Source organism: Acidiphilium sp. 34-64-41 (assembly GCF_002282635.1).
Taxonomy (GTDB): Bacteria; Pseudomonadota; Alphaproteobacteria; order Acetobacterales; family Acetobacteraceae; genus Acidiphilium; species Acidiphilium rubrum.
In genome coordinates this window covers 1-13,388 of sequence record NZ_NCJX01000070.1, presented here as the reverse complement: position 1 = coordinate 13,388, position 13,388 = coordinate 1, and the positions used below count along the sequence as shown (strand labels likewise).

The 13,388-nt window shown below is 59.9% G+C and carries 13 protein-coding genes; 4 read left to right on the top strand and 9 right to left on the bottom strand.

Translation table 11 applies throughout. The features are described 5' to 3' along the window. The first annotated feature begins 169 nt into the window (after positions 1 to 169). From B7X49_RS13580 to B7X49_RS13570, 3 genes are all read left to right on the top strand, one after another. Positions 170 to 739, top strand: a complete 570-nt coding sequence (locus B7X49_RS13580) for a hypothetical protein (RefSeq protein ID WP_286839760.1) — start codon at positions 170 to 172, stop codon at positions 737 to 739. Further along, positions 723 to 1,055 (top strand): hypothetical protein, encoded by a 333-nt coding sequence (locus B7X49_RS13575; RefSeq protein ID WP_286839759.1) that lies wholly within the window; start codon positions 723 to 725, stop codon positions 1,053 to 1,055. Before B7X49_RS13580 ends, B7X49_RS13575 begins: the two co-directional genes overlap by 17 nt. A gap of 399 nt (positions 1,056 to 1,454) precedes the next feature. After that, positions 1,455 to 2,237, top strand: a complete 783-nt coding sequence (locus tag B7X49_RS13570; RefSeq protein ID WP_286839757.1) for an endonuclease NucS domain-containing protein — start codon at positions 1,455 to 1,457, stop codon at positions 2,235 to 2,237. Between the two features lie 91 nt (positions 2,238 to 2,328). Here B7X49_RS13570 and B7X49_RS13565 read toward each other — a convergent pair whose 3' ends face one another. From B7X49_RS13565 to B7X49_RS13540, 6 genes are all read right to left on the bottom strand, one after another. Then, positions 2,329 to 2,610: a DNA-binding transcriptional regulator gene (locus tag B7X49_RS13565; RefSeq protein WP_286704930.1), complete on the bottom strand. Its 282-nt coding sequence runs from the start codon at positions 2,608 to 2,610 to the stop codon at positions 2,329 to 2,331. Further along, positions 2,576 to 2,851 (bottom strand): BrnT family toxin, encoded by a 276-nt coding sequence (locus B7X49_RS13560; RefSeq protein WP_286704929.1) that lies wholly within the window; start codon positions 2,849 to 2,851, stop codon positions 2,576 to 2,578. The genes B7X49_RS13565 and B7X49_RS13560 overlap by 35 nt, the downstream gene beginning before the upstream one ends. A gap of 185 nt (positions 2,852 to 3,036) precedes the next feature. Next, a complete protein-coding gene (locus B7X49_RS13555; RefSeq protein ID WP_286704928.1) occupies positions 3,037 to 5,127 on the bottom strand; it encodes an ABC transporter ATP-binding protein in 2,091 nt (696 codons plus the stop codon). Continuing rightward, positions 5,124 to 5,987, bottom strand: a complete 864-nt coding sequence (locus tag B7X49_RS13550) for an ABC transporter permease (RefSeq protein ID WP_286704927.1) — start codon at positions 5,985 to 5,987, stop codon at positions 5,124 to 5,126. The genes B7X49_RS13555 and B7X49_RS13550 overlap by 4 nt, the downstream gene beginning before the upstream one ends. Positions 5,988 to 5,989: 2 nt before the next feature. Beyond that, positions 5,990 to 6,952 (bottom strand): ABC transporter permease, encoded by a 963-nt coding sequence (locus tag B7X49_RS13545; protein ID WP_286704926.1) that lies wholly within the window; start codon positions 6,950 to 6,952, stop codon positions 5,990 to 5,992. 4 nt (positions 6,953 to 6,956) lie between these two features. Continuing rightward, entirely contained in the window at positions 6,957 to 8,606 is a 1,650-nt protein-coding gene (locus B7X49_RS13540) for an ABC transporter substrate-binding protein (protein ID WP_286704925.1), read from the bottom strand. 424 nt (positions 8,607 to 9,030) lie between these two features. On the opposite strand from B7X49_RS13540, the gene B7X49_RS13535 reads away from it, so the two are divergent. Beyond that, positions 9,031 to 10,188, top strand: coding sequence for an MFS transporter (locus B7X49_RS13535; RefSeq protein ID WP_286704924.1), 1,158 nt, complete (start codon positions 9,031 to 9,033; stop codon positions 10,186 to 10,188). 166 nt (positions 10,189 to 10,354) lie between these two features. On the opposite strand, the gene B7X49_RS13530 is transcribed toward B7X49_RS13535, so the two are convergent. The 3 genes from B7X49_RS13530 to B7X49_RS13520 all read right to left on the bottom strand — a co-directional run bounded on the left by B7X49_RS13530 (position 10,355) and on the right by B7X49_RS13520 (position 13,112). Next, the gene (locus B7X49_RS13530; RefSeq protein ID WP_286704923.1) at positions 10,355 to 11,083 is read right to left on the bottom strand and encodes an ABC transporter ATP-binding protein; all 729 of its coding nucleotides are present in this window, start codon (positions 11,081 to 11,083) and stop codon (positions 10,355 to 10,357) included. 158 nt (positions 11,084 to 11,241) lie between these two features. Next, positions 11,242 to 12,237: an ABC transporter substrate-binding protein gene (locus B7X49_RS13525; protein WP_286704922.1), complete on the bottom strand. Its 996-nt coding sequence runs from the start codon at positions 12,235 to 12,237 to the stop codon at positions 11,242 to 11,244. A gap of 17 nt (positions 12,238 to 12,254) precedes the next feature. Further along, entirely contained in the window at positions 12,255 to 13,112 is an 858-nt protein-coding gene (locus tag B7X49_RS13520) for an ABC transporter permease (protein ID WP_286704921.1), read from the bottom strand. Between the last annotated feature and the right edge of the window lie 276 nt (positions 13,113 to 13,388).

Sequence of the window (13,388 nt, the reverse complement as noted above, 5' to 3'; positions counted from 1 at the left end):
GCGGCGCCGAGGCGCCAACCTATGCCCAGCTTTATTCGGGAGCATGGGTCCACCCCACATGTAGTGGGTGTCTGACTTAACCGGATAGGCACGGAATGAACATAAATGGCCAGCGGCAAACGGAGTATATTACAAAGACATCAAATCCGGAAAAATTCGGGAAATCGATGTGTATTGCAATAAAGTCTTAGAAGAACCAAAAAAGAGAGCAGGCATCGGAGCTCCATACTTAAATATTCATCTTTATTGCGAATGTAAATCTCTTGAAAGTTCTAATATTTTATTCTCTGAAGGCCATATTGCTGACAGCTACTGGAACAGAATTCGTACATTTTGGATAGGCCATCAAGAGAACTTGAGGTCTGTTGTTAGATTATTAGAGAAACAGATATCTTTAGAGAATAGTAAAAAACTGAAAGCGTTATATGAATATACAGTAGATCGAGCGTTTAATCAATCGAAAATAAGTTTATGCGCAACAATCGCCCAGCCTCCAGTTGATTTTATTGCTACTGCATTTCGAGAAACAAAAAATGGAAAGTTAGACGAAAATAAGCTACCAGACCAACGACAGTCAAGCCCGATTTGGAATGCGATCCGATCGCTTTTGTCTGCTGTTGAGGCTGGAGTATCTCGCTCAAAAGAAGTTTCTCTAGATTGGATATGCAATGCAGATTCTGAATTTTATAGTGTTGATAGAATTTTAGAAAATGCGGCCTTTTTTGGATGCATCTCTTAATAATACGTCATTCTATCATTCCTTTATTGTAGTAAAATCTCGTTTATGGAATGTAACTGATAGCGGCATTATGGAAGTTAATTCTGCACGAATCCTCATTAATGCGCTTGAAGAATTTCCATATCATTATGTTGATATTGTAAGTGAAAAAGCTTTAGAGGGTTACATAAGGAAATTACGAGTACATTTTGAAAAATATTCACACCAGCACATAAAGAAGCAATGGAAATGGATAGATAGACTTAATTGGACTCCAGGCAACGATATCTCTAATTTAAAAAAATCTATAGGATTCGGTGATAATGAAATTATATAAAATTTAAACGTTTTAAATATTATTAATTATAGGTTTGCAGAAGAAAAAATAGATATTTTATTCGCATTGTGATGTAGTATTTCCTTCTCTTGGATTATGTGATCTATAATATTTTCGCTAATACTGTCAAACTTCGATTGTTGTGTGATGAGGGTACGTTAGAACACGCCACCCACCTATTGGCTTTGATCTAGTTCGGCGAGCGGGGATGTAGCAGGTGATCGCGTGGTGAGGAAAAGGTGGTGATCTCGGGTCATGGGGTGGTGGTCTATTCGATGGGTGGCGAACGGTCCCCAGACATTCTGAAAAAAAGTTTCGTTCCAAAGAGCATTGTTTAGTGTTAGTTTATCTATAACCAATACCATTACGCGGGTTGAGGAAAACCGAGGAACTCTAACAATGGCAATCTACGATCGTCCAACGAGGACGCTGATGGGTGAATGGGCAAAACAGCATGTCTTGGCTGGTCAGACGTTTGATAAGGCGGTAGTTGTCGGCTGGTTCAAGGTGAATTACCCAAAAATCAAAAGCAATACGGTTGCGATGCATGTTGAAAGCATGTCGATTAATAATCCGCTTCGGCGGCATTTTCCAGCGGTTCATGCTGGGTCGGGGCATGATCTTTTTTTTAAAATTGGTCCGAATCGGTTCCGGCTTTGGGACAAGGAACAGGACCCAACTCCGCGATACAAGAGAGACTTCGAGGCGGCAGCAGAGGCGCTGAGCGTTGTCGATCCAGACGTCGATGAGTCCGAAGCAGCCGATGCAAGTGAATCGATCAATGGAAGCACGACATTCGCGTTAGAGCATGATTTACGGAATTATCTTGAGCGAAATCTTCAGCTGATTGAACCCGGACTGGAAGTGTATGAAGAGGACGGCATTCGTGGTGTTGAGTTTCCGGTCGGTGGGCGTTTTATCGACATTCTGGCGCGGGATAAGCACGGCAGTTATGTGGTGATCGAATTGAAGGTTTCGCGCGGTTATGATCGCGCGATCGGACAGTTGCTTCGGTACATGGGATGGGTAGCGCAGAACATGGAATCTTCACAGCCTGTAAGAGGCATTATCGTTGCGAACGAAATCAGTGCGGACCTACGCCTTGCTTCGACGAGCGTCCCCAGCGTCGAACTCATAGAGTACGAGCTATCCTTCAACCTACGTCCAGTGCCTAGGGTATAGGAAGAAAAGGGTCGATGGTTTCAATCTTCAAAGAAAATCGGCGAGAGTTGAATAGTTGCCGGTATAAGATCTGCAATCGGATCGTACGACGTCAGGCTAAGACTTCATCTACGATTGTATGTCGCTGCGCGATGACCTGGACGTAGGCCATTGCGAAGTCGGGTGCTGTTACACGAGCTTGTTCCCAGTCGCGGAGGGTGCCGATTGGCACGTGGTAGCGGGCGGCGAATTCGGTTTGGGATAGACCTAGTTTGGTGCGGGTTTGGCGGATCAGGCGGGCGCGTTGGCCGCGCTCGAGGGCTTCCCTGGTGACGGGGAAGTCTTCGGGGTCGTTCGGGTCAGCCGGGATTGTGATATGACCGTTGTTCGCCATTGTTGCTTCTCCTGACGGATATGAACCGGCGTTGTCCGTCGCGCCATGTGAAAACGCCGGTATAGAGTTTGGTTTCGACCAGGCCGATGATTTTGAAGCGTTCTTCGTCGTCTTCGGGGCGGATGGATGGGAGTTCGATGTAGTTTTGGTCGTCGGCGATTCGGTCACCGAAGGATAAGGGCAGATCGTGTTTGGCCTGGTTGATCGCGTTTTTAGCGGGATCGAAGGGCTTCTGTGTCATGGACTATACGGGAGTTCCGTATGGTGTGCAACCTGAATTAATTCCGTTTCGGGCACTGACGGTCGAGCGGCGATCATCCAGACTCCAAGAAGTTTTTTGCTTCTTTTTTTCAAAAAAGAAGTCTTGCTTTTTGCTCTGTGGCCTTTGGCCTCAGTGGCGGGGGTGCGCGAGGGCGCACGCCCGCCCTACGGGCGGCGGCCGAGTTGGTCGCGGGGGATGTGGCAGGCGATGGTGTGGTTGTTGGTGGTTTCGGCGGGGGGTTCGGTGGTTTCGCAGAGGGGGCCGAGTTTGCGGGGGCAGCGGGTGTGGAAGACGCAGCCGGTGGGGGGGTTCAGCGCGCTGGGGATGTCGCCGTGGAGGCGGATGCGGGTGGTTTCGGTGGTGTTGGATTCGTTGAAGGGGGTCGGGATCGAGGAGAGCAGGGCTTCGGTGTAGGGGTGGTGGGGGCCTTCGAACACGGCTTCGGCGGGGCCGATTTCCATGATCCGGCCGAGGTAGAGCACGGCGATGCGGTCGGACAGGTAGCGCACCACGCCGAGGTCGTGGCTGATGAAGATGTAGCTGGTGTGGTTGGTTGATTGGAGGTCGGCGAGGAGGTTGAGGATGGCGGCCTGGACCGAGACATCGAGGGCGGAGGTGGGTTCGTCGCAGATGACGATTTTGGGGTTGCCTGCGAAGGCGCGGGCGATGGCGACCCTTTGTTTGAGGCCGCCGGAGAGTTGGCGGGGGCGCATGCCGAGGTGGCGGTCGGTCAGGCGGACGGCGTGGATGAGTTCGGTGAGGCGGGCGGTGCGGGTGGCGCCGGAGAGGTTGGCGAGGCGGGCGAGGGCGCGGCCGATCAGGTGGCGGACGGTGTGGGAGCGGTTGAGGGCGGAGTCCGGGTTTTGGAAGACGATTTGCAGGGATTGTTGTTGGGATGGGGTGCGGGCGGCGGCGGTGGGGGCGGCGGGTTTGAGGGCTGCGCCGTTGGGGGCGAGTTCGATGATGCTGCCGGGGTCGGGTTCGAGCAGGCCGAGGAGGAGGCGGGCGAGGGTGGTTTTGCCGGAGCCGGATTCACCGACGATGCCGAGGGTTTCGCCGGCGCGCAGCGTGAAGGAGACGTTGGTGACGGCTTGGAGGGTGCGGGTGCCGAGGTGGAAGGTTTTGCAGATATCGGTGCCGCGCAGGACGATGTCGGTCGGGGTGGTGGTGGGGTGGGGTGAGGGTTCGAGCGGCCTGGATTTGATTGTGGGGGGCTCGAAGACGGGCATTTCGGCGGCGCGTTGCCAGTGGTGGCAGTGGGTGGTGTGGGTGTTGGTGGTGTGTTCGGGTGGTGGGGTGGTGTGGCAGATGGTGGTTGCGAGGTCGCAGCGTTCGGCGAAGACGCAGCCTGGGATGATGGCGCCGGGCGGGGGTAGGAAGCCTTTGATGGTATCGAGCCGGGCGGTGGCTTTGCTGCGGCCGGGGGTGGGCAGGCAGCGGAGCAGGCGGGTGGTGTAGGGGTGGAGCGGGCGGCGGAGTAGATCGGCTGTGGGGCCGGTTTCGACCAGGCTGCCGGCGTAGAGCACGCCGACGCGGTCGCACATGCGTTCGATCACGCCGATGTTGTGGCTGATGAACAGGATGGCGGTGGAGAATTCGCGGCGGAGGGTTGCGATCAGGTCGAGCACTTCGGCTTCGACGGTGGCATCGAGTGCGGTGGTGGGTTCGTCGAGGATGAGGAGGCTGGGTTGTTTGGCGAGCGCCATGGCGATGATGACGCGTTGGAGCATGCCGCCGGAGAGTTGGTGGGGGTAGGCATCGAGCACGCGGTCGGGTGAGGCGATTTGCACGCGGTCGAGCATGGCGGCGCAGCGGGCGCGGATGGGGGTGGTTGGGTTGGGGGCGAGGAGTTCGAAGACTTCGGAGATTTGGCGGAAGATGGTGAGGGAGGGGTTCAGGGCGCGGCCGGCGTCCTGATAGACCATCGAGATTTGTTCGGCGCGCAGGCGGCGGAGGGCTTGGGGAGTGAGGCTGGCGAGGGTTTTTCCGGCGACGCGGATGGACCCGGTGCGGACGATGCCGTTGCGGGGCAGGGCGGAGATGGCGGCGAGGGCGGCGGTGGATTTGCCGCAGCCGGATTCGCCGACCAGGCCGTAGGCTTCGCCGGGTGCGATGCTGAAGGAGATGCCGCGCAAGACCTGCATATCGCGGCCGCGGGTGCGGTAGGCGACGTCGAGATTTTCGACGGCCAAGGCGGGGGCGGGTTGTTGGAGCGGGGCTGGCTCGATGGGCTGGCGCAAGGCGGTGCTGCTCATTCGATCGCTCCCTGGATGCCATCGGCGATCAGGTTGACCGCGACCACCAGCGAGGCGATGGCCGCGGCATCGAAGGTGACGGTCCACCAATAGCCGCCGGTGATGAGTTCGTAGTTTTCGGAGATGGCGAGGCCCCAGTCGGCCGAGGGGGGTTGGATGCCGAAGCCGAGGAAGCTGAGCGAGGCGACGGTGAAGATGGCGTAGCCAAGGCGGACGGTGGTTTCGACCAGGATGGGGCCGAGGACGTTGGGCAGGATTTCGACGAACATGATGTGGAAGGCAGTTTCGCCGCGGAGTTGGGCGGCGGCGACATAGTCGAGTTCGCGTTCGGTCAGCACGGCGGCGCGGACGGTGCGGGCGATCAGCGGGGCGAAGATCAGGCCGATGACGATGATGACGGTGGTGTTGGACGGGCCGAGGGCGACGAGGGCGAGCAGGGCGACGATGATGAGGGGCAGGGCGAGGAGAACCTCGATGAGGCGGCTGATCGCGGTATCGATGATGCCGCCGAAATAGCCGGTGACGAGGCCGAGGGTGGTGCCGACGAGGGTGCCGAGCAGGGTGGCGAGGGGGGCGACCGAGAGGATGGAGCGGGCGCCGACGACGACGCGGGAGAAGATGTCGCGGCCGATCTGGTCGGTGCCGAACCAGTGGGCGGCGCTGGGCGGGGCGAGGGTGTTCATCAGGTCGTCGGCGTAGGGGTTGTAGGGGACGAGCGACGGGCCGAGGATGGCGCAGGCGATCCAGATTGTGAGGATGGTGGCGCCGATGATGAACATCGGCGCGGTGAGGGCGGCGCGCAGGCGTTCGTTGGGTTTGGCGGTGGGTTCGATCAGGACGGGGAGGGCGGCTTCGCTCATGGTCAGCGGCCGCCATCGCGCAGGCGGGGGTTGAGCATGACGAGGGCGATGTCGGCCAGCATGGTGACCAGGACGTAGACGATGCCGATGGTGAGGATGCCGCCTTCGAGCATGGGGAAATCCTTGGCGCGGGCGGCGGTGAGGATGAGGCTGCCGATGCCCTGGTAGCGGAACAGGGTTTCGACGATGACGAGGCCGCCGACCAAATAGCCGACCTGGGTGGCGACCACGGTGATGGTGGGCAGCAGGGCGTTGCGCAGGACGTGGCGGCGGATGACGATGCCGGGCGGCAGGCCTTTGAGGGTGGCGGTGCGGGTGTAGTCGGCGTCCAAAGCATCGATGGTGCCGGCGCGGGCCATGCGGGCGATGTAGCCGAACAGGATGAACACCAGCGGCAAAGCGGGGAGGATCAGATGATCGATCTGGTCGAGCACGTCGGCATGGCGTGGGGCGGTGGCGGTGATGGGCAGCCAGCGCAGCCAGATGCCGAGGATGAGGATCAGGATGATCGAGGAGACGAATTCGGGGATGACCGTCATCGAGAGGCCGGCGATGCTGATGGTTTTGTCGATCCAGGTGCGGGCGTGCATCGCGGCGTAGACGCCGCCGGCGATGGAGAGCGGGACGACGATGACGAAGGCGACCGCAGCGAGTTTCAGGGAGTTGAGCAGGGCGGCGATGACGAAGGGGGCGACCGGGGTGCGGTAGGTGTAGGAGATGCCCATGTTGCCGGTGACGAAATGGCTGATCCAGATCCAGTATTGCTCGGGGACGGGAAGGTCGGTGCCGAGTTTGTGGTTCAGTGCGGCGACCGCGACGGGGTCGGCCAGCGGGCCGAGGATGGCGCGGCCGACGTTGCCGGGCAGGAGTTGGGCGCCCGCGAACACCACCATGCTGAGCAGCAGCAGCGTGACCAGAGCGAGGCCGAGGCGCTGTGCCAGCATGGGGATGAGGCGGGCGCGCATTGGGTTACGCGATCGTTGCGTTCTGTAGGAACACCTGGCCGAGGCCGCTGACCTGCACGCCGCTCATGTGCGGGACGGAGGCCGCCAGATAATCGTAGAAATAGGCGAAGATGATCGGTGTTTCGTCGAGCAGGAGGGTCTCGATTTTGCCGGAGACGATTCGCTGCTTTTGCAGGTCGACGGTGGCGACGTAGTCGGCGACCAGGGAATCGTAGGTCTTGTTCTTGAAATGGGCGGAATTCCAGGCGCCGTTGCTGAGCAGCGGGGCGGAGAGGAAGACGTTGGGTACACCGCGATGGCCGTAATCGGTGATGCCCATCTGGGAATCCAGCCAGTCGGAATTGCCGTAGGTGGCTTTGCCGTAATAGGCGGAGCTGGTTTCGATTTTCAGGTTGATCTTGAGGCCGATTTCGGCGGCGGCGTTCTGGATCAGGACCGCATAGTCGGGGATTTCCTGGACCTGTTCGGTGGTCAGGGTGATCTGGGTGCCCGGTTTGACGCCGGCTTCCGCCAGCAGATGCTTGGCCTTGGCGATGTTCATGGCGCGCTGGGGGACGGATTTGTTGGTCGAGGGGTAGACGGGGGCGAAGGGGCTGTCGTTGCCGAGATCCGACAGGCCGCGGAACAGACCCTGCACGATGCCGGGGCGGTTGAGGGTGAGGGCGACGGCCTGGCGGACCCGCTTGTCGGTGAAGGGCGCCATGTCGCAGCGCATGTGCACTTCGCGGTGGTTCGAGGAGCGGAGCTTGATGATTTTCACGCTTGGGTCGTTCAGCAAGCCCTGCGCGCCTTGCACCACGATTTGCTGGAGCAGGTCGACCTGGCCGCCTTGCAAGGCGAGGATCTGGGATTGCTGGTTGGCGTAGAAGCCGAATTCGGTGCGGGCCGGCAGCGCTTTCTTGCCCCAGTAATCGGGGTTGCGCACGAAGGTGGCGCTGCGGCCGGGGGTGTAGCTGTCGAATTTGAAGGGGCCGGTGCCGTCGAAGGTTTTTTCGAAGGTCGCGGCGTCGGAACCCTGGGGCAGGATGATGGCGTTGTAGTTGTCCGACGAGACGAGATAGGGGAAGTTGCCGTTTGGTGCGTCGAGATGGAAGACGATTGTGTAGTCGTCTTTTTTGACGATGCCGCTCGGGCTGAGCACGCCCTTGAAGGTGGAGAGCGCGTTCGAGCCGTTTTTCGGGTCGGCGAGGCGGGCGAGGGAGTAGACCACGTCATCCGCGGTCATGGTGCCGCCGCTGTGGAACTTCACGCCGCGGCGGAGCTTGAAGGTCCAGATTGTGCCGGCCGGATTGGCCGACCACGAGGTTGCGAGGGCGGGTTGCAGATGCAGATCGGGGGTGTCGAACAGGAGGAATTCGCCGGTTTGCTGCAAGAGGCAGAGGCTGCCGGTATCGCCGGCGGTGACCGGGTTGACCGCGGTGGAGGGGGCGGTGATGGCGACGCGGATGGTGGCGTTGGGTTTGCCGGCGGCGCGGGCGAGGCGCGGGGCGCCGAGTGCGCCGCCGATCAGCGCTGCGGACAGGCCATAGGCGGTGCCGTGGCGCAGCAGGCCGCGCCGGTCGATCCGCCCGGCGATGAATTCATCGATGACATGGTTCTGCATGTCGTTGGCGGCGCGGCGCGCCTGTTCGAACTCGTCGTATTGTTTCGTCACCCGATGGTCTCCCGATGCTGATGGATATGCAGGCCTGAACCCGGAGCGGCCGAAGCCTCGGCAAATTGCGGTGTGTCGCCCCGGTAGTGTGATGTGGATTGCCGGTCAGATCAAATCATTTTTTACCCGCTGGGGCCACACTGCTGTGAGCCGTGGCGCGATGACCGGCGGGGACCGGGCAGGTCAGGCGCACAGCATTGAAATAACGCCACGTTAGTTCATGCGCGATGTTCAGTATCATTACGATGTCTCGCCCTTTTTCTGAAGCTTACCTGCAATAAACACATTGCAGCTATTTTATAAAGCCGGGCCAGCGCATAAATTAGATTTGCCCATCTGATTTCGTCATATCGGATGGCGGGTCCGGCGCTTGCTCCGTTGGCGCGCGATCTGCGATGATCGTGGCGTTCAGGCAGAGAGCGCAATGATAAAATTCGCCCCGTTATACGCGACCGTGCTGTTTACCCAGATTTCCTTGGGGCTGCTGACGCCGCTAACACCGATTTTGCTGTTGTCGCATGGCATCAGCACGTTCGCCATCGGCATTGTTGCGTCGGGCTATTACGGCGGTACTTTGGTCGGCAGCCTGCTGGTGCCTTTCGTGCTGATGCGGATCGGGCATATCCGGGCGCTGGTGATTTTTTGCGTGGTTGCGGCGGATGCGACGCTGCTGACCCGGGGTGTTGCCACCGTGATTCCGTGGATCGCGATCCGGTTCGTGGTGGGGATGTGCAGCATCGGGGTGTTCACCGTGGTGGAAAGCTGGCTCAATGCGTCATCACGCCGATCGGTGCGCGGCCGGGTGTTCGGGTTTTATATGTTCGCGAGCTGGACTGGCAATGTTGCCGGCGCCTCGCTGCTGTCGGCGTTCAAATCGGCATCGTCGCTGCTGATGATCGGGGTGGGCGCGTTCACCACGGCGCTGCTGCCGATCACGATTCTGACCCGCGTCGGCCCTGCGCTGCCGGTGTTGGCGCGCTTGTCGATGCGTGAATTGCTGCGGCTGTCACCGGCTGGGGTGGCCACCTGCTTTGCCGCCGGCATGTCGAGCGGCATGTTCTATGCGATGTTTCCGGTGGCGATGGAGCGGGCCGGGCTGCATCAGGATGGGGTTTCGATCGCGGTGTCGCTGTGCCTGTTCGCGGGTATGCTGATGCAGGTTCCGGTCGGGCTGCTGGCGGACCGGATCGGGCGGATGATCATTATCCGGCTCGCACTCGGCATCGCGATCGCCGCCTGTGCGGGGCTGTGGCTGAGCCATACGCTGCTGTGGTTTGCGGTGTTCGGTGCGGTGTATGGCGCGACGGCGGGGGTGCTCTATGGGCTCGGCGTCGGGCTGACGGCGGATCGGGCGGCGCAGGCACAATTGGTGGGGGTGAGTTCCGGTGTGCTGTTCGCCTGGGCCTCCGGTGCTTGTACCGGGCCGCTGATTGCGGCGGGCGCGATGGCGGTGCTCGGCTATTCCGGTGTGTTCGCGATGCTGATGGCGCTGTTTGCCGCGGCACTTGCCGTGGTGCTGCTGGGGCGGCAACCGGCGCGGGAGGATGGGGGTGCGGTTGAGGAGGTTGAGGTTGAGGCTTGAGGGAAGGGAAGGGAAGGAAAGGCAAGGAAGCGCTTCTTTTTTGTAAAAAAGAAGCAAAAAACTTTTATTAACTGGGGCAAGGGCGTTTTCACAGGTACGGGCCAAGACTAAAAAAGTTTTTTTGCTTCTTTTTGTTCACAAAAAGAAGTCTTAACCTACCCTTACCCTACGCCGCGAGCACCGCCATGATATTCCGTTTGAGGTGCAGATAATCCGGCTCCAGGCTCATGTCCCAATGGCGTGGCCGGGGCAGGGGGATTTTTTGGTCGATGGCGATGCGGCCGGGGCGGGCCTGCATGACGACCAGGCGATCGCCGAGCATGATGGCTTCATCGATATCGTGGGTGATGAATACGATGGTGGCGCCGATTTTGTCCCAGAGTTCGAGCAGGAAGCTTTGCATCCGGTGGCGGGTTTGGGCGTCGAGGGCGGCGAAGGGTTCATCCATCAGGAGCACGCGCGGGTTCATCACCAGGGCGCGCGCCAGGGCGGCGCGTTGCTGCATGCCGCCGGACAGTTCGTAGGGGCGGTGGGCTTCGAACCCGCGCAGGCCCATGACGCCGATCATGTCGTCGATCCGTGCCCAGTCGATGGGACCCTGCATGCGCAGCCCGAAGGCGACGTTGTCGCGCAGGGTGAGCCACGGGTAGAGGCCGGGTTGCTGGAATACCACGACGCGGTCCGGCCCCGGGCCGGTGATGGGGACGCCATCGATCGCGAGGTGGCCGGCGGAGGGTGTGTCGAGCCCGGCGATCAGGTTCAGCAGGGTCGATTTGCCGCAGCCGGAGGCGCCGAGCACGGTGAGGAAGCTGCCGTCCTCGATGGTGAGGGAAATCCGGTCGAGCGCGCGGATGGTGCCGAAGTCGCGCGCGACCTGGGTGAGGGTTATCGGCATGAGGGTAGGAAGGCCTTCTTTTTTGTAAAAAAGAAGCAAAAAACTTTTGTTAACTGGGGCACAGGCGTTTTCAAAGCCACGGACCAAAATTAAAAAAGTTTTTTTGCTTCTTTTTGTTCACAAAAAGAAGTCTTCCCCTATCCTTCATCGACCGGATGCTAATGCACCGCCGCCGCATATTGCGGCAGCACGGCGGCGGCCGCATCGGTCGGCAGCTTGTCGATCCGGCCGATTTTCAGCAGCACTTTGCCGGTGTTTTCGAGCGTCTTTGTCGTGGCTGAGGTTGCCACGGTCTTGGTGGTGCCGAGCACGCTGGGTTTGGTCTGATCTTTCGCCGAGAAGATCTGATAGCCGGCGAGTTCCGTTGTCGCGACGCTTTCGGTGATGCCGGCCTGTTTTGCCATCAGTGCGATTGCCTGTTTGCGGTGGGTTTTGGTGTAGGTGACGCCGGCGTTCAAGGCGCGGATGAAGTCGCTGACCAGTGCGGGGTGGGCTTTGGCCCAAATCGTGTCGGCGATGCAGATGTTGTATGATGAGGCATCGGGCGGCAGATCGGCGTCGGTCTTCAGGACCACGCCGCCGAGGCTGTGGAGGGCATCGAACACCGGGTCCCAGACGATGGCGGCGTTGATGCTTTTGGTGGTCCAGGCGACGCGCATTTCCGGCGGCGACATGTTGAGCTGATGCACCGCATCGAAGGGAATGTGAGCCTGTTGCAGGAAGGTTGCGAGTTCGAACGAGGATTGCGAGCCTTCGACGATTGCGATTTTCTTGCCCTTGAGATCGGCCAGTGTCTTGATGCCGCTGCCGGGGCGCACGATGAGGCCGGCGGCGCTGGTGTAGCGTTCCTGGTTGTAGATGATGCCGAGCGGCACGCCTTGCGACACGGCGGCGACGAACGGTGGCACGCCGAGGCCGCACATGAATTGCAGCGCGTTCGAGGCGAGCGCGCTCATTGCGGCGGGTCCGGAATCGAAGAATTTCAACTCGACATTGGCTGGCAGCATTTTCTGGAACAGGCCTTGTGCCTGACTGACCATCCACGGATCGGCGCCGTTGTTTTCATAGCCGATCACCACGGTCGGTTTGGCCGCGGCGGCGGCCGATAGCGTGGTGGTGACCAGAAGGGCGGCGGCGAGGATTTTTTTGCGCATGCACGATCTCCGTTGGGTTATGAATGGCCGCGCCAGGGCACGAAGCGGCGCTCGATCAGGCGGATGACGAGTTCCATCGCGTAGCCCAGAATGCCGATGACGATGATGCCGACGATCACGATCGAGACCTGTAGGGCCTGGCCGGCGTATTGCACCAGCCAGCCGAGCCCCTGATCCGCCGCGATCAGTTCGGCGGCGACCAGGCAGGTCCAGGCGACGCCGATGCCGACGCGCATGGCGGTGAAGATTTCGGGCAGGGCCGAGGGCAGGATGACGTGGCGGAAAATCTGCCCCTCGGTGGCGCCGAGCGTTTTCGCGACCGAAATGCGCAGCGCGGGCGTGGTTTTGACGCCGGAAATTGTGCCGATGATGATGACCGGGATGGTGCCGAACAGGATGAGCAGCACTTTCGGCAGTTCGCCGATGCCGAACCAGACGACCAGCAGCGGAATATAGGCGAGCGGCGGCACCGGCCGGGCGAATTGCAGAAACGGATCGATCATGCGGAAGATGACATCGTTACGCGCCATCAACAGGCCGATCGGCACGCCGATCAGGATTGCCGCGACGAAGCCCACCGCGATCCGGGCGGAGCTGATCCAGATATCGTCGAACAGCGAATGGCCACCGTAGCCGTTGAGCAACAGCCGGACCAGCGCATGCCAGACGGCCAGCGGGGCGGGCAGGGCGATTGGCGGAAAGACGTGCAATACGCTGACGATCTGCCAGATCAGCAGGCCGGACAAAACGGCGATGATTGTGGTGAAGCGCGATACATGCTGCCAGGCGGGGCGGCGGGCGACGCGGACCGCAGCGGGGTCTGCGAGATCGCCGGAGAGATCGATCTTGTCGCTGTCGGTCTCGGTGGGCGGCATTACGCTCCTGCTGACGAAGTGATCCGAACGGCTTGCACGATCGATTATTGCGCAATGCAGCATGGGTGACAAGCGGAATGATCGGTCGCGGGCTGGTTCACCGAACGGGCGGCGCGGCAGTTCTTTTTCGTGAAAACGGCAGCAGACGCCCGGCGTAATCTGGGACGCGGACGATTGGGCTAGTGTCCCGTCGCAGTGATTATGACGGGTTGATCCAATCCAAGAACGGGTAGTTCCTGCGGCGCGACGAGCATCTGAATGCTGCGAGGGACGCCG

Coding starts and splice junctions, on each gene's coding strand:
- B7X49_RS13520 (WP_286704921.1), bottom strand. CDS start 13,112: ATGCCGCCCACCGAGACCGACAGCGACAAGATCGATCTCTCCGGCGAT.
- B7X49_RS13565 (WP_286704930.1), bottom strand. CDS start 2,610: ATGGCGAACAACGGTCATATCACAATCCCGGCTGACCCGAACGACCCC.
- B7X49_RS13530 (WP_286704923.1), bottom strand. CDS start 11,083: ATGCCGATAACCCTCACCCAGGTCGCGCGCGACTTCGGCACCATCCGC.
- B7X49_RS13535 (WP_286704924.1), top strand. CDS start 9,031: ATGATAAAATTCGCCCCGTTATACGCGACCGTGCTGTTTACCCAGATT.
- B7X49_RS13570 (WP_286839757.1), top strand. CDS start 1,455: ATGGCAATCTACGATCGTCCAACGAGGACGCTGATGGGTGAATGGGCA.
- B7X49_RS13550 (WP_286704927.1), bottom strand. CDS start 5,987: ATGAGCGAAGCCGCCCTCCCCGTCCTGATCGAACCCACCGCCAAACCC.
- B7X49_RS13555 (WP_286704928.1), bottom strand. CDS start 5,127: ATGAGCAGCACCGCCTTGCGCCAGCCCATCGAGCCAGCCCCGCTCCAA.
- B7X49_RS13545 (WP_286704926.1), bottom strand. CDS start 6,952: ATGCGCGCCCGCCTCATCCCCATGCTGGCACAGCGCCTCGGCCTCGCT.
- B7X49_RS13560 (WP_286704929.1), bottom strand. CDS start 2,851: ATGACACAGAAGCCCTTCGATCCCGCTAAAAACGCGATCAACCAGGCC.
- B7X49_RS13525 (WP_286704922.1), bottom strand. CDS start 12,237: ATGCGCAAAAAAATCCTCGCCGCCGCCCTTCTGGTCACCACCACGCTA.